A 21030-nucleotide genomic window follows, 5' to 3' on the forward strand; every position below is an offset into this window, starting at 1 on the left:
TTCTCGATTATAACGTAAAAGCACTCAAAGCGCGATAATCACAATTTAAAGTAAATTCGGCTAGGACTCCGTAATCACCGACTGGTTGCGCCCTCTGCTTTTCGCCAGATACAAGGCCTGATCCGCCTTCACAAGCAGTCCCGTAAAGTCCGCAGCATGCGAAGGATAGTGGGCAATTCCCTGTGAAATCGTAAGCTGCGCCGCAATGGGCGCCTGGCTCCGTTCGACAGCAAGACGGATGCGCTCAGCAGCACTGAAGGCTTCCGCAGGCGTGGTCCGGTCCAGCAGAATAACGAACTCTTCCCCGCCGTAGCGGTAACAGATATCATTCGGGCGAAGCGAGGTCACGATGACCCGAACCACATGCTTCAGAACTTCATCGCCCAGATTATGACCGTACGTGTCATTGACCAGCTTGAACTTATCTATGTCCAGCAGCACCAGTGAAAAGGGAGCACCAGATCTCATCCGCTGGCTGATCGTATGCTCCAGGGACCTGCGGTTCATCAGACCAGTCAGCACATCCGTTTCGGCTTCATGGGTCAACTGCTCGGTCTGCTGCTGAATATTGGCCAGGGCAAGCGACACCCCGTCTGTCAGTAAGTAAGCCTCCCGGCTCCAATACCGCTTCGCTTCCTGCAATTCTATCTGTTCCTTGCCCATTTTGCTCACGACATCTGCCAGATAGACGAAGGGACGCGCAAACTTGCGAGCCAGCAGAATAACGCCCAGCAGCAGGATGATGAACGGCAAGGAGGTATACCCGATCAGGATACGAATATGTCCCATCAGCTCCTGATGAATGTGGCCAATCGGGGAGACGACCACAATCCCCCAGCCATTGGCAGGCACACTGGAATAACCGGCCAGCATCTCGATGCCCCGGGTGCTCGTCACCGGCTGTTCTCCGCTTTGCTTATTCATCAGCTGCTGCACAACCTCATTCCTGCTGACATCTGTGCCGATCCGCGCCTTATCCGGGTGATACACCAGATGGCCTTCGGAGTCCACAATATAATAATAAGACCCTGAGTCATCCTCCTGTACATTGTCAAAAATCTCAGACAGCACGTTATTCTCCTGAAGATAGATGGTGCCGCTAAGCATTCCGGCGTAGGTACCCGCAGCATCGAAGATGGGCTGGCTTAAAAATACAATTAACCGCTTGGTATTGGCAGTCAGGTATGGAGAAGAGGTATACGGCTTACGGAGCGCTAATGCTTCCTTGCTATTCTCTGAGGTGATGTGCTTGCCTGTAGTCCCTATGCTGGCAGGTGAGACATGGCGGACGAATCCGCTGGCGTCGACCACGGTGATGGAATTGAAGAAATTGCTGCTGCTGCGCATCAAATCCAGGGAATCATTCACTTGCTGAGCCGGCATAGCTTCTATGTCAGACAGCCTTGCGGCGTTGTATTCCAGACTCCCCCACATAGACTGAAATAATGAATCCATGGTCCTCGACATACGGTCAGCATTGATGTAATTCAGATGAAGCGTAGTCTCCATTAAGGATCGCTTCTTGGACTCATAAGAACCCAGCAGAAGAATACTCGAAGTTAGGAGAACGACCAGTGTCACCAGACCTGTGAGCAGCGTGGTGAGACTCAGCTTTTTACTTTGACGAAGCTTATGCTTCAACCTAATATACAAACCCGCAATCCTCCTTGGAGCAAAAAACGCAATGATACACCCATCATACCGCAAATACTGATAATGTTCGACAGCGGATTTATGGCAGGACAGGCGGCGAATGTCTCCCGGACATAGCAGAATAAGCCCGCAGAAACGGGGCTCATCTTCAAGCGGTTATTCAAGTTCAGGCTCACCCTACGCCTGCAAAATCTCATCCACCCGTTCCTTGGCACCCTCCCAGGAAGTCATCAGCGGAAAAGAGTATTGCTCACGTACCCTCAGGTTCCACGGATGCGGGATGCAGAGCACCTTCTTCCCTGCCTGAACGGCGGGCAGCAGGTTATGCGGGCCGTCATCAATCAACAGATCATAGCTAATCAGATGCTTGCGCCTTGCGGTGAAGAAATTGTCGGCCGGGATATACGGCATATGCTTCTGCAGCCAGTTCCATTTCTCAGCCACCGACTTCGGCGAAGCCGCGGTAACAATGATGACATCATACGCATTGTGAAGCTTCTCCATCTCTTCCACTACATATTCATCGAACAGCTCCAGCTCCTCATATAAGCCGGGTCTCCCGAAAAAAAGCTCCATCGTGCTGTCCGGATGACGCAGGTGGTCCGTGTTCCAATCCATCATGTCCTCATAGCGGAGCGGGTGCGTAGGAAACTCAATGTTATTGTGGTATATCGCACGCTTCACGAGATGGCAGATGGTATCGTCCATATCGACGGCGATGATAGGTTTGCGCATTGAATCTCCTCCATGTATATTTTCATTCATTTTCATTTATTATAGGCAACGAGGTAATAAGTGTCCAGACATCCGCCAGACTTAACATAAAAAAGCACATGCCCGCCTTCAAGGGGCACATGCTTTGCTGTCTAATCCTATCCGCTCATTTCCCGTTATCTCCGCGACCGTCCCTTGAACAGGTTGATCACGAACAGGACCGCTGCAACAAACAGCAGAAGATGAATCATGTTACCCATGAAATTAAAAATGAGGCCTAACAGCCATACCACCACTACAAGTCCGATTAATCCCCACAGCATAAGCTTACCGCCTTTCTCTTCCGGTTTTATTTGTTCTTACTTTACCCTTGTGGAGAGAGATTTAAACGGCTGGTCCGTCAGAACCGGCTGTGGAGACAGCTATTTTCCCAGGTCTTAGGATATTGCTTAATTGCGGGACAGGCTGTTATACTGAATTTAAATAATACAAATGTATTGTAAAAAAGGAGACGAACCTGCCACCATGACCAACTCTTCGAGTCACCTGAAACCTACTGCACCGAAACTGCGAAGCAGGCCGCTTAAGCTGCTGTTGATCCTTGTGTCTGCTGTCCTTATTCTCATAGGATCTGGGTTCCTATATGAAGCCATTGCCGCAAGCTCCGCCCGTACAAGCTATCCTGCACCCGGTCAACTGGTGGATGCCGGAGGCTATAACCTCCACATTCGCCAGCTAGGAGCGGGAGCCCCGACTATCATTCTGGAAGCAGGCAGCGGCGAAACCAGCCTGTCATGGAGAGATATTCCTGAACAGTTAGCTGAACATGCTACCGTAGTCACTTACGATAGGGCCGGGTATGCCTGGAGCGGGCAGACGGATACAGAACGCTCAGGCGCCAATATCGCGCGTGAGCTGCATACGGCACTGAAGAATGCTGAGATTTCCGGCCCCTACTTGATGGTCGGCCATTCTCTCGGCGGCATGTACGCCCGTCTGTTCACTCAGACCTATCCGGACGAAGTAACCGGACTGGTGCTGATTGATGCCAGACCTGAGAATGACGACCGCGAGACGAAGCCGATTCTGGCCGCCGAGAATATTTCCGGCAACCCCAGCGCTTCCCTGCTGAGCCTGCTCAAGCGATCCGGTGTGCTTCGGCTATTCCAGAACCAGCTCCTGAACGGCCTGGTTGCGGAGCAGGACCGCGGGGCGTTCATTAACGTCATCTCCACACCCGCGTATTTCGCTGCTAAGGAGGAAGAAGCCGCGCTGGCCAGCTCCACCGAGGATGCCATCCGCGGACAGAGCTTCGGCTCCCTCCCGGTCAAGGTGATTGCCCGAGGCTTGCCTCAGGACTATGCATCCTTCGGAGTCTCCGAAGATGCGGGCCGGCGGCTGGAAGCGATCTGGCAGGAGGGCCAGCGCAATATGCTGAGCCTCTCCTCCCACAGCGAGCTTATAGTCGCGCAGAAGAGCGGCCATATGGTTATTCATGACCAGCCGGAGCTGGTGGTGCAGACGATTCTGGGTATGCTTACAGATTAGCAGCGGGTCAGGTGTAGAGTGGCTTGATTTTATCCCATTTGCCAACCATATAAGCAGTTTCGGGAGAACAGCCCTTGGGCATGAGAATGCCAAGTCCGAAGCCATGTTCAAACTGAACTGAAGGGTACAGCTGCCGCAATTCACCCCAGAAGCGGTATACGCCGAAGTCATCTTTTACCACCGTTATATCATGCATCAGAACAATGCCGTTCACCGCCAGCTTGGGCAACCAGGTCTCAAAATCATGCTTAACCGCTTCATACGTATGAAACCCGTCAATATGCAGAAGGTCGATGCTCTCGTCCGGAAATTGGCTTACGGCTTCGTCAAAGGTCATCCGCATTAACTTCGATATTCCAGGATAGTAGGTTTGTGATGCCGATAGAACAGACTCGAAGAAAGACTCAGGATAGGACCCTGAATGGTTATCGCCCGCCCAGGTGTCCACTGCGTAGCATTCCGTAGTCAGCCCCTCGTCTTTGACAGCCTGGCAGAATACGAAATGAGAAGTTCCGAAGTAAGTCCCTAATTCAACCATCCGGTTAGGCTTCATGTTACTGATTAGATCATAACCAAACCTGCGGTGCCCCATCCAGGCTGTATAAATATTCGTCCCCAAATGATCCGTCTCAAACACAGGTTTGCCGCTCTTCCATGTATTCATGTTAGCTCCTCCTAACGAAATCATTGTTATATCCATGTGCGTACCTCCTAACGAAATCATCGTTATTCCGCCAGTATTAGTAACTGCTTCACATAATGTTAGTCTATTCGTAACCAAGGAAATTAGAATATGCATGATCCGCAAAATCCAGTAAATCCTCCGGATGCTCTGGACAGTCCGGGCAGGACACAAAAAAACGGCACAAACTGCAGCTCACCTTACAATGAGACTGCAGTTTGCACCGTTTACAATTCCTTACCATTTACTTTGAAGAATACGCCGAATAGCCTGTTGTATATCCTACTTCTCCAACTGATACACCTGTGTGACGATCTTATAGCCATCCACATTCTGCTCCGCTGCTGCAAGCTTCGAGACACGGCGCTCCAGCACATCGCTCTCATAGACAGCCTCTGCCCCGAAGGCAGGCTGAACCTTGAGCTCCGCCGGTTCGCCGCCCAGATTGTACCAGCGGGCCACGAGGTCGCCTGTCTCCTCAGCCATCTTAAGTGTTGAGAAGGCCAGCGGTGAAGCCTCGGAGTTCCAGCTTAACCATTGCCCGGATACCGGCAGGTTCACTCCGCCTGAATGCGGCTGCCCGTTCACAGCCGGAACGCGTGTTGCCGGGCCTTGCGTCTGGAGGACCGTCCACGGAACCTGGTACTGGTAGGCCTGTGCATAGGCACCGGATACCGCACCGTCACCCGTATAAGGGATGATCGCATATTCTACGGTTTGCTCTCCCAGGCACTGTGCCTCCGGCGTCTCGAACACACCCCAGTCTCCGAGTTCAGAGGACGAGCGCAGCAGAGTTACTGCAATGGTGTTTTTGCCGTCCAGCAGTACTTCATACTCATTCAGGCCCTTGTTCGCAACGGCAAGTCCATGAACTCCGTCTGTTACACTAACGAAGACCTGCTGATGCTGGGCATTACTCGGATTGATCCACTCCGCCGCAGGCCGGTTATTGCGTCTGGCCACCTCGAACACGGAATCCGCATAGTGGTGGTCCGATTCAAGACCTGTAGGGAACAAGGCTCTTAGCCGCTGATCCTTGGCCTGATTGTTGAAGCTGGTGCTTACCTGCAACATTCCACTTCCTGCTTCCAGCGTATAGAGTGTAGTCAGCACAAGCGGAACCATCTGAGCCGAACGCTGGGCGGTGCGCTCCGTGAACGGAACCATCTGCCGCTTCTCGGTGAGGAAGGTCTCATCTGCACTGGCCGGAACCTCCCAGCGCAGCACCGTCTGCATCACCACACGTGCCGGGGACTGCTCAAGGCATGTGATCTCAGCCGTCAAGCCTTCGGTGGTCAGCACCTCGCTGCCTTCCGGCTGACGGTACACATACTCATTGCCGATATCCCCGGTATTCTCGTATGCGTTCAGTCCGGCATAGACCGCACCTGACTGCTTGTCTGTAACAGTCACGGTACCGTTATCTGCAACCGCAACGATCAGCTTGGCATTCTCCATGGTGTAGCCCTGGACATGCACACTATCCAGCGCAGCTGCTTCCGCTCCAGCGGCAGCGGCAGCCGGAACCAATGCATACGTACGGTACCCAAGCGCAGCCACATCCGCTGCCGGGAAGCTCACCCGGATCTTACGCGCCATATAAGGCTGGCGGAAGCGGTCCTTGGGCAGCTCGTAGCCGAAGTGAACCCCGAGATCCGCAAGGCCAGCCGGATACACCTTGCCCTCTTCGTCCATAACCTGCCATTCACCGAGCGGCTCCTGCGCAAGCTCTCTGGCCAGAGCCTGCGGATTGGGTCCCTCAGGGAAATATTTCTTGACCGTAATCAGCTCCACCGTAACCGTCCCGGTTCTGGACCAGCCGCTGGTGTTGAATACAGTGAACGGAACCGCATCCAGTCCCCATGCCGCTACTCCGGCCACATCCATGGCTTCGGTTAGTGCAGCCGCGCTCTGAGCGGCAATCGCCTCAGCCATCTGGCTGCTCTTGGCGAACCGGGTCACCATCTCGCGGTGCACCTCATCCACGCTACAGCCGCAGATGCTGTCATGCGGATGATTCTGCATGAGCGTCTTCCACGCATAGGTCAGCAGAGAATGCGGATACGCCTGCACTCCGGCCAGCGCGGCAAATGCAGCGAGCGGCTCAGCTACCTTTTCCAATAGGGTCTGGCCGGATTGGTTCAACTGCTTCAGATACACCCTCGCGGATGCCGTGTTGACCAGCGTGCCCCATCCATCCGTATGCTGGCTGCGCAGCTCGCCTTCCACCGTCACCAGATTGCTGGGAATACTATCTTCCAGCGCCTTCAGGTACTCGTCGAAATTGGAGTGAACGAACTCCACATCGGGATACAAATCAGAGGCTGTGTGGATAGCCGCAGACAGATCGGTCTGAATCGGCTGGTGATCGCAGCCGTTCATGAACAGCAGATGCGGTGTTGAAGCGAATTTCTCCGCGTCTGCCAGATTCTTGTCCCAATACGCCTTGGCGGCTTCCGGGTCAGCCGGAACCTCCATGCCGTTGCAGTACCAGTTGGCGAACAGCACACCCAGTACCTCCGAACCGTCCGGGGAACGCCAGACCATCTCGGAATAGGGAGATTCATAGGTATCCATCTCGCTGACTTCATTATTGAAGCCTGTCGGCTTCACACCGCGTCCGAAGATGGCATTCGTAATTCCGGCCTGCTGGAGAATCTGCGGCGCTTGACCCATATTGCCGAAGGAATCAGGGAAATAACCGGTTTTGGAGATGATCCCGAACGGTCTTGCATCCATATGCCCAATCAGCAGGTTGCGCAAATTCGCTTCCCCGCTGGTCAGGAATTCATCCTGCAGCACATACCATGGACCGAAATGAATGCGTCCTTCACGGATATAGCGGTCCAGCCGCTCTCTCTGCTCCGGCCGTACCTGCAGATAATCCTCGCGGATAATCGTCTGCCCGTCCAGGTGGAAATAGCGGTACTCCGGGTCTTGGTCAAGGGTGTCAAGCAGCTTATCCATTAGTTCAATCAATAATAGATGATGATGTTCATAAGGCATATACCACTCACGGTCCCAGTGCGTATGCGAGATGATATGTGCGGTTTTGTGCTTAGCCATGTAGGTAATCCTCCTTTATCCTTTGGTTGCTCCGCCCATGCTGAACCCTTTGGACATATACCGTTGGGAGAACATATACAGCACTACGGAAGGCATCGTGTAGAGCAGTGAGAAGGCAGCGAGTCTGCCGTATTCGACCATGCCGTGGCTGCCGAAGAACTGATAGATCGTGACCGAGGCCGGCAGCTTCTCCGGCGTCTGAAGCAGAATGTACGGTACGAAGAAGTTCCCCCAGCTGCCCGAGAAGGTAAAGATCGCAATCGTCGCGATACCCGGAAGCATGAGCGGGGCCACGATTCTCCGTAGTCCGCCCCAGACGGAGGCTCCATCAATCCAGGCCGCCTCCTCCAGGTCGATCGGCACAGAGTCCATGAAGCTCTTCATCATCCAGATCCCGTAGGGCAGGGAGGAGGAAGTGAGGAAGAGCATGGTCGCGAAGATCGAGTTCTGCAATTTGAAGAACAGGAACATCTGAAATACCGGCACCATAACCGCCGTAATCGGCAGAGCCGTCATGAAGAGGATACTGAGCAGAAAGCTTTTTTTGAAACGCATCTCATAACGGGATAACGGGTACGCAGCCAGTACGGATGCAAGAACAACAAGGGTCGCCTGACCTCCGGAGAGGATGATCCCTACGCCGAACGAGCGCAGATTCCCGCTGTCTCCGAGCACTGCCGAGAAGTTATCGAGCGTGAAATTAGGGAATTTAATACCCTGCTGGGCATTTGTATCAAACGAAGCGAGCAGTATCCAGAATAATGGCAGCAGGAAACAGAGTCCCAGAACCACCAGAATACCGTATTGTATATTACGTTGAAGCCTATGCTTGACCACAGTGATGCACCTCCTTCAGGGTTAGACCTTGACTTTCATGGATTTCATATAGAACAAACTTGCAACAATTCCGATCACCAGCAGCACGAGTGAGATCGCTGTACCGTATCCGAATTGATAATTGACGAAGGCCTGATTGTACATAAATACCGGCAAGGTCTGAGTGGCCGTTCCCGGACCCCCTCCGGTCATGGTATAGATCAGTGTGAACACGCCCAGTGTCTGCAGCGTTACTAGCATCATGTTGGTGACGATCGAGCCTTTGACCATAGGAATGGTGATGTAGCTCAGAATCTTGAAGTTGCTCGCCCCGTCAATCGTGGCGGCCTCCTCGATATCCTTAGGAATCTCATCCAGTGCAGATTGATATACCATCATTGAGAACGCAGTGCCATGCCAGATGTTGGCAATGATTACACTCACCATCGGGAAGCTGAACAGCCAGGAGACCGGGCGAATGCCAAACCAGCCGATGATCTGATTCAGGGACCCGTTATCACTGAAGAACGCTACCATACAGAAGGCGACAACGATCTCCGGTGTAACCCAGCCCGCAATAACGATAATGCCGATGATCCGGCGGAAGGTTACATTCTTTTCTTTCATTAATAGAGCCAGTATGAAGCCGAGCACAACCTGGCCAATTACTGCTGAGAAAATCAGGAATACCAAAGTTCTTAAGACACTGATCCGGAAATCCGGGTCCTGGAACATGTTCGTGAAGTTCTGGAAGCCGATGAATTGCAGGTTACGGGCAGCACTCCCCGTCAGAGCCATGTTGGTAAAGGCAAAGCAGATGGTCAAAATAATCGGTACGATAAAAAATATCAGCAGCAGCAAGACAGAAGGCGTCAGAAATAAAAATGCGCCCCGCGACTTCCTTTTCATAGGTCACTCCCCCTCCAAATCCGAAAGAGGAGAATGGCTTCTCCTCTATGCTCGAATTCTCAAATCCTCTATTTGACTTCTACTTTATCTTCGCCAAGCGAGCGGGCTACGTTATCCTTCAGCTGCTTCACAGCATCCTCCGGCGACAGCTTGCCTGAAGCAATGCTCTCTACAATACTCTGAAGCTGCGCGGATACGGTCGCATACTGATCATTGGCCGGGCGGAATTTCGCCACCTCCAGCAAGGCTTGCGCCTCGGCTGTATACGTACGGTCTGTATAGCCTGCTACGTCCACCGAATCATTACGCGGGCTAAGGTTACCCTCGGCTACTACGCGTCCTGTAGCGTTCTCCTGATTCATCAGGAACTCCATGAACTTCCACGCCGCTTCCTTGTTCTTCGATTGTGCCGGAATCGACCAGGCCCATCCGCCGGACATGGTGATAGCTCCTGGAGCTTGACCCTTCTGCGTCGGGAATGGGGCGAAGCCCATTTTGTCGGCTACGTTCTCAATCGGTGCCGCGCCGTTCTCGAACCAGGTCGATCCCGCCCAGCTTCCATCTACCGCCATCGCCAGCTTACCTTGCGGGAACAGCTGCTGGAAGGCAATACTGCCGGCTTGTCCGTTAAGGGCTACCTGCATTGTAGGCCCTGTCTTATCTACATTGAACAACTGATCAATGAATTTGAAGGAATCTAATAGTCCGGGGCTGCTTACGACCCATTTCTTGGTTTCGTCGTTGTAGAGCGTGTCATTCGTACCGTACAGAAGCATCTCCAGCGTCTGCATGGTCACGCCTTCACCGCTCGATTTGCCCACAATCATATTCAGCGGAGTTACGCCCGGCAGCTTATCCTTAATCGTGCGTGCTGCTTCCAGAACCTCATCCCAGTTAGCAGGCTTGAACGGCACTGGTAATCCTGCTTGTGCCAGCAGCTCTTTGTTATACCAGATACCACGTGTATCGGAGGTTGCAGGTACGCCGTAGATTTTGGCGTCTTCACCGGTCACACCAGCTTTGAGGTTCTCAATGAATTTGTCCTTCCAGTCACTCCAGCCCGCAACCTGCGTATCCAGCGGCTCCAGATATCCGGCTGCGGCATCCGACTTGATGATCGAGGTATCTTCGGCTACGATATCCGGCGCTGTATCGGGCGACTTCATCTGCAGAACAATCTTTGAAGTGTAATCCCCTTCACTGGCCAGCACCGGAGCAATCTTGATCTTGATATCCGGGTTGTCCGTTTCGAATTTCTTAATCAGTCCCGATTCAAAATACTTGGTCAATGTATCCTCTGAGCCCGACGAACGGAAGGTGATGGTGACCTCCTTCTTCCCTTTGGCTGCTCCCGAACCGGAATTCGAATTGCCGCTTGAACAAGCTGTAGTCAACAGAAGAAGAGAAGCCATTGCCGCAGTCATCGAAACTTTGAATTTATTCATTTTCATTTGTCTTTGCCCCTTTGGTTGTAGTTTCACAAGTGGAAACGGCTTGGCCGTCCTTTTTAAGGATGGCACCCGTTTCAGCGAGAAATAGAAGGATAAGTTATCGTGTGCAACATATAAATTCTTATATTTTAACGCTTTCATAAAAGCTTCAAGCAGAAACGGCTTTGCCGTCCTTTTAAAGAACGGTACCGTTTCAGCGAGAAATTCTACTTCACTACCCGTAACCCGCAATAATCCATAATCAGTTCGCTGAACAGCATATTCGACCAGGAGAACCATGGACGGGTGAATGCTGTGGCATCGTTGACCGAGAAGCCTTCATGGGTCAAGCCTGTGCCGCCATCCGTATCCTGAATCAGTTGCAGTAAGCGTTCTTTCTCACTGCGCTCCGGTGACGTAAGTCCTTGCATGGACAAGGCGATGTGCCAGATGTAACCCTCCGGGGTATGCGGACTGCCGATGCCTTCCGCAACCTGTCCTTTATAGTAATAAGGATTATCTTCGCTAAGGATAAATCTCCGGGTATTGCGGTACACCTCGTCATTCTCGTCGGTGTAGCCAAGGTAAGGCAAGGACAGCAGGCTTGGAACATTGGCATCATCCATAAGATTGTAATGACCTAACCCGTCTGTCTCATAAGCATAGATTCTCCCATGGACCGGATGATTATAGATGCCATACTCCTGAATCCCCTGATGGATCTCCTGGCCCAGCTTCTGCGCTGCCGCAGCAAGCTCCTGATCCCCATAAATCTCTTGAGCGATCTCTTCCAGATAGCGCAGGACCACCACAGCGAACATATTGGACGGCACCAGATAACCATATTCACAGCAATCATCACTTGGCCGGAAGCCTGACCAGGTCATCCCGGTATACGCCGTTTCGCTGCCTTTGCCTTCACGGGTCAAGGTATCCGTGAGCGGTGCATCCAGCCGCTCGAACGTATAGGGGGACTCCGTCTCATGATGCTGCTCCACTCTCCACAGCTTGATGATTTCAAGCGCTGCCTTGCGGAAGGTCTCGTCGAACTGCGTGACGCAGCCGCTATTCTTCCAGAGCAGATAACTGAGCTGAATCGGATACGCCAGCGAATCAATCTCATACTTGCGTTCCCAGATCCATGGGCTCATGGCGGTAAGATCCGATTGATGTCCGTGGCCGTTCGCCTCTTCATTGAAAGCATTGGCATACGGATCGAGCAGAACATAATTCATCTGCCGCTTCACCAGACCCGCAATCATCGCCTCCATGTTGGGATCTTCTGCGGCAAGCAGTAGATACGGGCGAACCTGGGCGGCGGAATCGCGCAGCCACATAGCTGGTATATCACCTGTTATAACGAAGGTGGTGCCATCTGCTTTCTGCGAAATGGTGGTACCAATGGTATTGATCATGCAGTCCTCGAACATCTTGGCCAGCTTGGAAGAGTCTGCCAACTCCCCTTGTACCTTGCCGATCAAATCATATACAGACTTCGGAATTTCATTCTGTAGCTTCACGGGTGTATGTTGCACCTCCAAATGGTATATATCAGTATTTCAAACGCTTTCATCATAGTAAACAATTAATATTAATATGTCAATATAATAATGGTATATTTATATAGTTGTATGATCTATTGGTATATTAATTACATTTGATTGAATTGCGAATACAGGACTACAATGCCTCTGTGGAGCCCAATGTGGTCGGTTTTTCGACTACATCCGGCCCAAATGCCCTAGCGTCGCCCATTGTGGTCGGTAAAATCAAAAAAGCCTTCGTGGCGAAGGCTAATTCATTTACATTATGATTATAGCGGCCTCTTGCAGTAAGATCAGTCCTTGCGGACCGGTGCTGTTGACTTGCCCTTAATCAATACGGCCGGTAAAAGAATCCGGGAAATGGGCTGCTCGTTCCCTTGCATGGTGAACACATTCTCATACGCCTGCTTGCCGATGCTGAACTGATTCTGGCGCATATGCGTCACTCTACAGTCTTCATGCGGCTCCGGGCTGTCGAAGCAAATCAGGGACAAGTCTTCGGGAATCCGCAGTCCCAGCTTGCCCGCTGCCTCTTCGACCAGCAAGGCGATACTATATTCGGCTGCGAACAGCGCGGTGATCTGAGGATATTTCCGCAGATGCTCGGCCAGCTTGTCCACATCGCCAATTCGGGCCTCCGGGTCAAATACATTCGGCATGGTAGACGTAATCGTCTCCATCCATAGCTCACGGTTCGCCAGCAGATTATGCTCCATGTGAGCTTCGAGAATACCGTCAATGCGTTCCTCTATTGCGGTTGTATTCGCAGGCGGCGGCGCGAGAAAGCCAATATGCCGGTGCCCCAGCCCGAAGAGATAATGCGTGGCCTCCTTGGCCGCCTGGATATTATCGGTACTCACAGATGAGGCGGGAATCCCCTTCAAATAGCGGTCAATCATGACGAACGGGAATTTCTGGATGACCAGCTTCAGGATCTCGGCACTGAAATATTCGCCTTGCGCAGGGAAGATAATCAGCCCGTCCACCCCGAGCCCCAAGAGCTGTTGAATCGCTTGCTCCTCCAGCTCGGGAATCCCGAACGACCGCCGGACGATCAGAAATGCGTCATTCTCCCGCGAAGCTTCTTCCATGCCGTATATCAGCTCTGTGCCGTACATATCACTGAAGTGTGTAATCACCAGTCCGATGATCCGTTTCTTGCCTGTGGTCCGGACCGTCTGCTGGCTGTCAAACGGCTTCATGATCAGCGAATTCGCATCGGCTACGAAGGAGCCTCTGCCCGGCTGGCGGACGATCAGATGTTCCTCAGCCAGCATTTTCAGTGCTTTTTTGGAGGTAATCCGGCTCACCCCAAATTCACTGCACAGTTCTTTCTCCGAGGGAACCCGTTCCCCGGCCTTATATTCATTATTGGTGATCCGCTCGCGCAGCGTTTGAAAAATCATTTCGTACATCGGCTTCGAGCCTGAGTCATTGGCCAAATCAAGCACCTCCATTACCGCTTTCTCTCTGAAAGACACAACCTAATATACCATGTTATATTAGTAATGTGAAGAATGTTATTTCCGAGTGACCGGAAAGTAAGCCTTCCCTCCTAACATAATAAGCATACGGATAAAAGGAGAGCCTGAAAATTGTTGTAATTATTGCAGGATTCCTCTATACCTAATTGCTGGCCGAAGTGCAATGTTGCATGAATTGCATAAATTTCGGTGATTAGAGCAAGTTTGCGCTGGATTTGTTGCATTTTGAGCAGGATTTCAGCATAGAACGCTTCTATGAGGCAGGATTGTTGCATTACGTGCAGGATTTCTCACCATTGTTACTGGCTGTGAAACATGGAGCTCATCGCTCATCGTGGCAGCTCCGATTAGCTCCTCATTCGGATGTATGCAAAGATACTTGCCCCCAAATCGTTGCACCTTTTATCCAAAACGGAGCCAAATACACGTTTCTAATAAAATACAAATCAGGGGCGCCCCATTTGGGACGCCCCTGATTTGCTGTATACAATCCTGTCTACCGCGCGCGCTGGCGTAGCGGACCTCCCTTCTTCGACTTGAATGGATTCCGCTCAGGCTGGCCTTCCCCTTCCGAATCCTCCTTGCTGGGGGTTACCGCGAAAAAGGACAGCAGCCCGCCGACAGCACCGAAGCCCGCCATGGTGAAGAACAAGGTCCAGTGTCCCCGGCTCATCAAGAGAGACACCACCGGCGGTCCCAGCGCGACCCCGATGAATCTCATGCTGCTGTAAAGAGAAGTAATCGTGCCCCGGTTCTCCTGCTCGATACCCTCTGTAATCAGCGCATCCATGCAGGGCAGGACCACCCCGATCCCGATTCCGCTTAGACTCAGGAACCCGACCATGTAATAGATGTTCTCGCTGAAGCCCGTAATCAGCGTGGCAGCGGTCAGTAAGACCATGCCGCCGAAGCCGAGCCATTTCATGAGCAGCTTGTTTTTGCCGATGATCTTACCGCTTCCGTACGAGGCCAGACACAGGAGAGCAAGCGGAATGGCCAGTACGATGCCTTTGTAGGCCCCGTGCAGGTTATATCTCGATTCGAGGATCTCCGATAAGTAGAACAGCACCCCGAAGGTCGCGAACATGCAGATACCGCCAATAGCGAAGATGGCATACAGCCAGCGGCCCTTCTCATGCAGTACGCTCTTAATGCCGCCCAGGAATTCCTTAAGGCTGGTCTTCTCCGCTTCCTCCTCGGATTTGGGCTTCTTAACGAGGAAGATCACAAGAATACAGGAGATCAGACACAACACAGGAATGGCGATAAACGGCGCATACCATAGCAGCGTCCCCAGATAAGCGCCCAGGATCGGGCTTACGACTTTGCCGAAGGTGTTGGAGGTCTCAACAATCCCGAGTCCCTTGCTTACCTCCTTCTCATCCTTGAACAGATCGCCCACGAAGGGAATGACGATGGGAAAAGCGCCTGCGGCACCGATCCCCTGGACGACTCGTCCGGCAAGAATAATCCAATAAGCCGTGGTTCCTGTGAAGAACCAGGCGGCGGCCACACATCCGGCTCCGCCCAGGGCGGCCAGGATCAGGCTGGGCAGAATCACTTTTTTGCGCCCGAAGCGGTCCGATAAATAGCCGGCGATCGGGATCATCAGGATGGCGATCAGGCCATAGACCGTGATGATCATGCTGACCTCAAATGCGCTCACCCCAAGCTCCTTCGAGATCTGCGGCAGAATCGGCAACAGCATCGAATTACCCAGTGTCATAATCAGCGGGATGGAGGCGAGCGCGATCAGCGCCCCTTTTGAACCTTTCCCCCCTGGGGACTCTTTGGACCCGTTCATGGACGAACCACCTTCTTTTATATTCGCTTCCTGATTATTGTCGGTCTAACGGCTGTATACACCTTGGGACTGGGACCTGCCTTTTATCAGATACCAGCCGTAGCACAAAGAACAGGCCCGTATATAAGATACGGACGTCCAGCCTAGAACCTCCGTTCTGACTTCACATCTGTTTATTATGGCAAAAGAACCAGCGCTTTATCCGCTTCGTCTGGTTGTCCTATTCCCCCCTCCTGCGGAATAAGCTATCTATATAGAATAAAGGAGGAGGACAACATTAACGTATTCATAGGTTATATGGTTCTCGGGTTATCCCTGTCGGCTCCCATCGGGCCTATTAATGCCGCTCAATTGGACAAGGGGCTGCGCGGAGGCTTCCTGCCGGCCTGGGCGGTGGGTCTCGGCGCGGTCTGCGCCGATGTGGTCTACATGCTGCTGGTGTATTTCGGCATGATTCACCTGCTGGATGCCCCGTTCGTCAAGGCCTTCCTGTGGCTGTTCGGCTTCTTCGTGCTGGTCTACAGCGGTGTGGAGAGCATCAGGCATTCGGGGGAACTCTCAGCAGCAGAGGTGCGGGGAAGCGGAGCCTCCCTATCCAAATCCTTCGTGTCGGGATTCCTGATGTCGCTGTTCAATCCCCTCTCCATCCTGTTCTGGCTGGGAATCTACGGCTCCATCTTAGCCAAGGCAGTCACCGAGTACCCGATGCAGCAGCTCCTGATCTACAGCGGGGCCATTGTCCTCGGAATACTTCTCTGGGATGTAACCATGGCGGCAGCCTCCAGCCTATTCCGCACCTTCCTGACTTCTCGGGTGCTGAAGGCGATCTCCGTATTATCCGGTCTGTCGCTGGTTGGCTTCGGCTTCTACTTCGGGATTCAGGCAGCCCGGCTGTTGTTTTTTCATTAGGTCTTGTGACGGAAATGCTGAACCACCCAGTCACTCAGCGCAATCAGCGCTACGATCAGCAGGCTGATATAGAAGCCCGGGCGGCTGAGCTTATGAAACAGTGTTCCGCTGACGGCAGCAAGAATCAGCACTAGCCCGCTCCAGCGCTTCACACCGCTAAGCAGACTTGGCCTCAGCAGCTTGCTTGAGGAGAGCAGGATGAAGGCCCAGTTATAGAGAATCATCAGCCCCGCGGCGGTGGTGATGTATTCGTACACTTTTCCCGGCAGCAGCAAGGCCATAATTACAGCCCCCGTCATACCAACCGCGATCAGGCACAGCGCCAGCAGCAGCGGATACTTGTCCTTCCACTTCTTCGCGAACACCTTGGGCGCATCCCCCTCCTGGGCCAGCGTAAGCATCATCGAGGTAATCGCATACAGCGACGCTGTCATCGTAGAGAACCCGGCAATGATCAGCACCCCATTGAACAGATGTGGTATGAAGGCCAGATGATCACTGCGCAGGGCCAGGACGAAGGGACTCTCCTTGGGGTTAAAAGCGCTAAGCGGCACCATAATCACCGCCAGTCCAATGGACAAAATATACACGGATGCCAGCCCCAGCAGCATCACCTTCCCCGCCTTCGGCGCTTCCTCCGGCTTCTGAAGCCGGTAAGACATAATCCCCAGCACCTCGATCCCGCCATAGGCATAGAAGGCGAAGATGAAGGCGGACCATAACCCGATGCCCCCTGACGGGAACAACGCCTGATAGCTCCTCGGCACCTTCGGGGTGAATATGCCGCCGCCAATCCAGCCCGCCAGCAGCGCGGCCGCAATCACCAGGAACATAAGAATAGCCGCCACCTTGATGACGGCCAGCACGTTCTCCACCCTGTCGAAGCCTTTGTTGCCGAAGAACACAATCCCCAGAGCAACCACCGCATAGCCCGCTGCAAAAATCCACATCGGCACGCCCGGGAACCAGAACCGCGAGAAGATCGACAGCGCCGTAAGCTGGCTGCCCATAATCAACAGTTCTGAGAACCAGTATAACCAGCCGCTTCCGAATCCGGCCCAGCTTCCAAAGGCCTGCTTAGCATAAGAGCGGAAGGAGCCTTGCTCCGGCTGCGCCGCCGTCATCCGCGCCAGCGCATCGAAGACGACGTACGTCCCCGCCGCCGCGAGCAGATAAGCCAGCAGCACCGCCGGCCCGCCCATGGATATCGCCAGACCTGAGCCGAGGAAATACCCGGTTCCAATCGTCCCCGCAATGCCGAGCAGGCTGAGCTGCCACCACTTCAGTTTCTTGTCGTTTTCTGCCGAACGAGAAGTCTGCTTCATGAATTCCGTCCTTGTCTCTTTAGAATGGGAGAGATCCCTCCAATTCTATAATTCCCTGCGGCCTGGGATTCATGAATTTTTATTTCGGCATAGTTGAGCGTAACCGGACTCTATACTCTGTAGTGAGGTGTAAGTGGGCTGATAGCCTATTCCGGCAGCATGATCATTAAGCGAATAATAGTTATTTTTGGAGCCGGTAATGGAGTTGCAGGAAGGGTTATCTTGAATTTCATACTTCAGCCCATGGTACTCTGCGAAGTAATCCAGGATCTCAAACTTCAGCGCAGGCTTCAGCGAATACACATCATAGACCTCATTCCGCACCTTATCTTGCATACACAGCTTAATGAGCTGGACGAAATCCCCGGGATGCACATAGTCTCTTACGATATTGTCCGCTGATGTAGACAGCACCTCTCCGCTCTTAAGATGTTGAATTATATCCGTCAGTAAATACCGGGAATCCAAATCAATGAACGCGCTAAAAAAACCGAAGATGCGCAAGTCCACGATCCGGTAGGAGCCCAGACTTCTGTGCTTAGCCTCCATATTCAGCTTAGAGATCCCGTAAAATTCCTTGGTGGACAAATGATTGGAATCCAGCTTAAGCCACTTCCCGTATGTAGCCGGCTGATCAAAGTCTGACCCGTACACCGCTCCACTGCTCAGATTAATGTATATAGCAGCCGGATGCTTGTGCAGATAGTCCAGAATCAGATTGTCGTATTGCTCGGTAATCTGAAAGACCCGGAACGGATGCTGAATCAGATCACGCGGATCTCCAATTCCCACCCCGTTAATGATCACATCATAGTCCGCTGTACGAGCAAATTGATCGTATTCACAAAGCGTAGCCCCTTCCTGAAGCTGGTTTTCCTCCAGGAAAAGAGCCATCCTGTCCCTGGACCGCGAGAATAGATACAACTCATACTCCTGTGCCGCTGCAAGACCGATAATCAGATTTTTGGCGATATGACCAGTGGCTCCTAGAATGGCAATCTTCTTGGGCTTGCGAGCTGTTGAAGCATTCCGGTTCAAGCTCTTCAATTCATCCTTTATCCTGTTCATATAGCAGTCCCCATTCCGGTTCAGGTAAAATGCCGCTTGTGCCTTACTTCTCACAGCCGCGGAAACCATAATTCCCAGTATTGTTGATTCTCCGGCCACAATAATGTTGTGTTAGGTGCCAAGCCACGGTAATGACGCATATACCCGGCCAGATAAGAAAAAGACGTTCCATGCGGCCCCAGGAAGTTGGGAGCTCCCAGACAGACCAGCCAATCCACCAATGCCTGTTCTTCGAGAGACAACGAGTTGAATTCCGAGCCGGACGCCGGGAAGTCCCTGAGAAAATCTTTTTTGGTCAATAGGACTACTTCGGGATACGCCTCCCTTAGTCCGCTCATAGCTTCTCTAAGCAACTCCTCCTCAACACCTGTAGCAACATAGACTGCTGATACAGGAGGTAGCTGTGCAATGAAGTCGGTGGCTAGACGGGCCTGTTGCTGAACATAATCATCGTAACTGATGCTGTTATCCCCCGGTTGATACAGAACATCACCTTCGATTCGCATTTGTAGTGCAGTCCAATTAGAGTGCTGAGACATCCAGCCAAGAATGGCATCAGCCAATTGAAGCGGCTTCTGTGCGAACGGAATAGAATTTGCGATCCAAGCTCCCGTACGAAGCGAACTGTCCGGGGTCATAGGACTGATGGGGAAACGAGAACATACCACAATAGCCCCTTGCGACACCTCACCTGCTTCTCTAAGACGTAGAAGTGAAACGTTTTGAATAGCCAGAACTTTCTGAAATTGATCTACCTCTATGAAAGCATCGATAGATAATGGCGAGAAAAAGGGCTCATCTGACAAATTAATGAAATTACGCGTCTGACCATCTGCTAGTATTATACAAGCGCTCTCTCCCTGATCTCTGTACAGGAAGGCTTCTGATATTGTACGAAATAATGCCATGAACTGATTACACAGCCCTTCCATACCATTTACACGATTCAGGAAATATATCATCCCTTCACCTCTCTTCTCACAGGTTCTTATAATCAACTTATTCGCTGCAAAACTAATTTATACAACTTACCGGACCGGAAAGTCCGGCATAATTTCAAATTGAAGTGGATCTAATGGACCTATTCCTGCAGCATCCGCATATAAATAAGCTTATCAAGTGAAGCCGGCAGGCTTTGGGGTATGACTGTGTTGAATACCAATCTAATTGCTTGGAGTGACTGCCATGTACACGAATCAACTGAACGTTGCCATTCTGGGAAGCGGCAATATCGGGACCGACCTGCTAATCAAAGTTCTCCGCTCCCCGTACCTGGCCTGCACCCTCTTCACAGGGAGAAACCCGGATTCCAGAGGCCTTCAGCTTGCCAGGGAACTTGGCGTACAGGTATCCGATAGAAGCATCGATGCCATTCTGGACAATCCCGGGTGCTGCGACATTGTGATCGATGCTACCTCCGCTGCTGCCCATATCCGCCATTATCCCTTGCTCAAGGCACTAGGCAAGTTCGTAATAGATATGACTCCCTCACAGTTAGGGATAACGTGTATTCCGGCTGTGAATCTGCAGGAATGCCTGGATAGTAACGATGTGAATATGATCACCTGCGGAGGGCAGGCTTCCGTGCCGCTGGCCTATGCCATTGCCCGCTCCCAACAGGAGGTATCTTATATAGAAGTCGTATCCAGCATCGCCTCACTGAGTGCAGGGCCTGCCACAAGAATCAATCTGGATGAATACATCGAAGCTACAGAGGGTGCTCTCCGCAGTTATACCGGCTGCAGACGGGCCAAAGCCATTCTTAATCTGAACCCGGCTATTCCCAGTATTGATATGCAAACCACACTTTTCGCCGTCGTCCCTGAACCCGATATGGGGAGTCTTGCAAGAGCGGTTGAGGAAATGGTCGCCCGCATCCAGCGTTATGTCCCCGGCTATCAGCTAATTGTGCCTCCGGTCATAGAGAATGGCCGAATTGCCCTGATGGTCAAGGTACAGGGGCTTGGCGACTTCCTCCCTAGTTATGCCGGAAATCTGGATATTATCAATTGCGCAGCGATTGCACTGGCAGAAGAATATGCCAGGCGCTCGCTTAATGTGCGCAAAGGAGGATGACC

17 protein-coding genes are annotated in these 21030 nt (G+C 52.2%); 3 read left to right on the forward strand and 14 right to left on the reverse strand.

Annotated features, from left to right (window positions below; translation table 11 throughout):
- Positions 1-60: 60 nt before the first annotated feature.
- The 3 genes from J2Z70_RS08810 to J2Z70_RS08820 all read right to left on the reverse strand — a co-directional run bounded on the left by J2Z70_RS08810 (position 61) and on the right by J2Z70_RS08820 (position 2690).
- The gene (locus tag J2Z70_RS08810) at positions 61-1653 is read right to left on the reverse strand and encodes a sensor domain-containing diguanylate cyclase (RefSeq protein ID WP_245368085.1); all 1593 of its coding nucleotides are present in this window, start codon (positions 1651-1653) and stop codon (positions 61-63) included.
- Positions 1654-1830: 177 nt separating this feature from the next.
- Positions 1831-2388 (reverse strand): 5' nucleotidase, NT5C type, encoded by a 558-nt coding sequence (locus tag J2Z70_RS08815; protein ID WP_209871652.1) that lies wholly within the window; start codon positions 2386-2388, stop codon positions 1831-1833.
- A 155-nt stretch (positions 2389-2543) separates the two neighbouring features.
- On the reverse strand, positions 2544-2690 hold the full coding sequence (locus J2Z70_RS08820) for a lmo0937 family membrane protein (RefSeq protein ID WP_209871657.1): 147 nt from the start codon (positions 2688-2690) through the stop codon (positions 2544-2546).
- 202 nt (positions 2691-2892) lie between these two features.
- Between J2Z70_RS08820 and J2Z70_RS08825 the strand changes: the two genes are divergently transcribed.
- Entirely contained in the window at positions 2893-3915 is a 1023-nt protein-coding gene (locus J2Z70_RS08825) for an alpha/beta fold hydrolase (RefSeq protein ID WP_209871660.1), read from the forward strand.
- 7 nt (positions 3916-3922) lie between these two features.
- Here the strand turns inward: J2Z70_RS08825 and J2Z70_RS08830 are convergent, their stop codons facing one another.
- The 8 genes from J2Z70_RS08830 to bcbE form a co-directional block, all read right to left on the reverse strand.
- Positions 3923-4579, reverse strand: coding sequence for a class I SAM-dependent methyltransferase (locus tag J2Z70_RS08830; protein ID WP_209871663.1), 657 nt, complete (start codon positions 4577-4579; stop codon positions 3923-3925).
- 300 nt (positions 4580-4879) lie between these two features.
- The gene (locus J2Z70_RS08835) at positions 4880-7663 is read right to left on the reverse strand and encodes an alpha-mannosidase (protein WP_209871666.1); all 2784 of its coding nucleotides are present in this window, start codon (positions 7661-7663) and stop codon (positions 4880-4882) included.
- Positions 7664-7678: 15 nt separating this feature from the next.
- Positions 7679-8500 carry a carbohydrate ABC transporter permease gene (locus J2Z70_RS08840; protein ID WP_209871669.1) on the reverse strand — a complete coding sequence of 274 codons (822 nt, stop codon included), beginning with the start codon at positions 8498-8500 and terminating at the stop codon, positions 7679-7681.
- A 21-nt stretch (positions 8501-8521) separates the two neighbouring features.
- Positions 8522-9388: a carbohydrate ABC transporter permease gene (locus J2Z70_RS08845; RefSeq protein WP_209871672.1), complete on the reverse strand. Its 867-nt coding sequence runs from the start codon at positions 9386-9388 to the stop codon at positions 8522-8524.
- Between the two features lie 68 nt (positions 9389-9456).
- Positions 9457-10839 (reverse strand): extracellular solute-binding protein, encoded by a 1383-nt coding sequence (locus tag J2Z70_RS08850; RefSeq protein ID WP_209871675.1) that lies wholly within the window; start codon positions 10837-10839, stop codon positions 9457-9459.
- Between the two features lie 206 nt (positions 10840-11045).
- A complete protein-coding gene (locus tag J2Z70_RS08855) occupies positions 11046-12338 on the reverse strand; it encodes a glycoside hydrolase family 125 protein (protein WP_425355104.1) in 1293 nt (430 codons plus the stop codon).
- A gap of 317 nt (positions 12339-12655) precedes the next feature.
- Positions 12656-13813: a GntR family transcriptional regulator gene (locus tag J2Z70_RS08860; protein ID WP_342593003.1), complete on the reverse strand. Its 1158-nt coding sequence runs from the start codon at positions 13811-13813 to the stop codon at positions 12656-12658.
- Positions 13814-14342: 529 nt separating this feature from the next.
- Positions 14343-15650, reverse strand: coding sequence for a bacillibactin exporter BcbE (gene bcbE, locus J2Z70_RS08865; protein WP_209871680.1), 1308 nt, complete (start codon positions 15648-15650; stop codon positions 14343-14345).
- A gap of 297 nt (positions 15651-15947) precedes the next feature.
- Here bcbE and J2Z70_RS08870 point away from each other — a divergent pair, with 297 nt between their 5' ends.
- Positions 15948-16559 carry a LysE family transporter gene (locus tag J2Z70_RS08870; RefSeq protein WP_245368087.1) on the forward strand — a complete coding sequence of 204 codons (612 nt, stop codon included), beginning with the start codon at positions 15948-15950 and terminating at the stop codon, positions 16557-16559.
- On the opposite strand, the gene J2Z70_RS08875 is transcribed toward J2Z70_RS08870, so the two are convergent.
- The 3 genes from J2Z70_RS08875 to J2Z70_RS08885 all read right to left on the reverse strand — a co-directional run bounded on the left by J2Z70_RS08875 (position 16556) and on the right by J2Z70_RS08885 (position 19914).
- On the reverse strand, positions 16556-17884 hold the full coding sequence (locus tag J2Z70_RS08875) for an amino acid permease (RefSeq protein WP_209871683.1): 1329 nt from the start codon (positions 17882-17884) through the stop codon (positions 16556-16558). The genes J2Z70_RS08870 and J2Z70_RS08875 overlap by 4 nt on opposite strands.
- A 69-nt stretch (positions 17885-17953) precedes the next feature.
- On the reverse strand, positions 17954-18952 hold the full coding sequence (locus tag J2Z70_RS08880; protein ID WP_209871686.1) for an NAD-dependent epimerase/dehydratase family protein: 999 nt from the start codon (positions 18950-18952) through the stop codon (positions 17954-17956).
- A 50-nt stretch (positions 18953-19002) separates the two neighbouring features.
- Positions 19003-19914, reverse strand: a complete 912-nt coding sequence (locus J2Z70_RS08885; RefSeq protein WP_209871689.1) for an O-fucosyltransferase family protein — start codon at positions 19912-19914, stop codon at positions 19003-19005.
- Positions 19915-20137: 223 nt separating this feature from the next.
- Here J2Z70_RS08885 and J2Z70_RS08890 point away from each other — a divergent pair, with 223 nt between their 5' ends.
- The gene (locus tag J2Z70_RS08890; protein WP_209871692.1) at positions 20138-21028 is read left to right on the forward strand and encodes an acetaldehyde dehydrogenase (acetylating); all 891 of its coding nucleotides are present in this window, start codon (positions 20138-20140) and stop codon (positions 21026-21028) included.
- The last annotated feature ends 2 nt before the right edge of the window (positions 21029-21030 follow it).

The sequence above is a fragment of the Paenibacillus silagei genome (genome assembly GCF_017874735.1).
Lineage (GTDB): Bacteria > Bacillota > Bacilli > Paenibacillales > Paenibacillaceae > Paenibacillus_AQ > Paenibacillus_AQ silagei.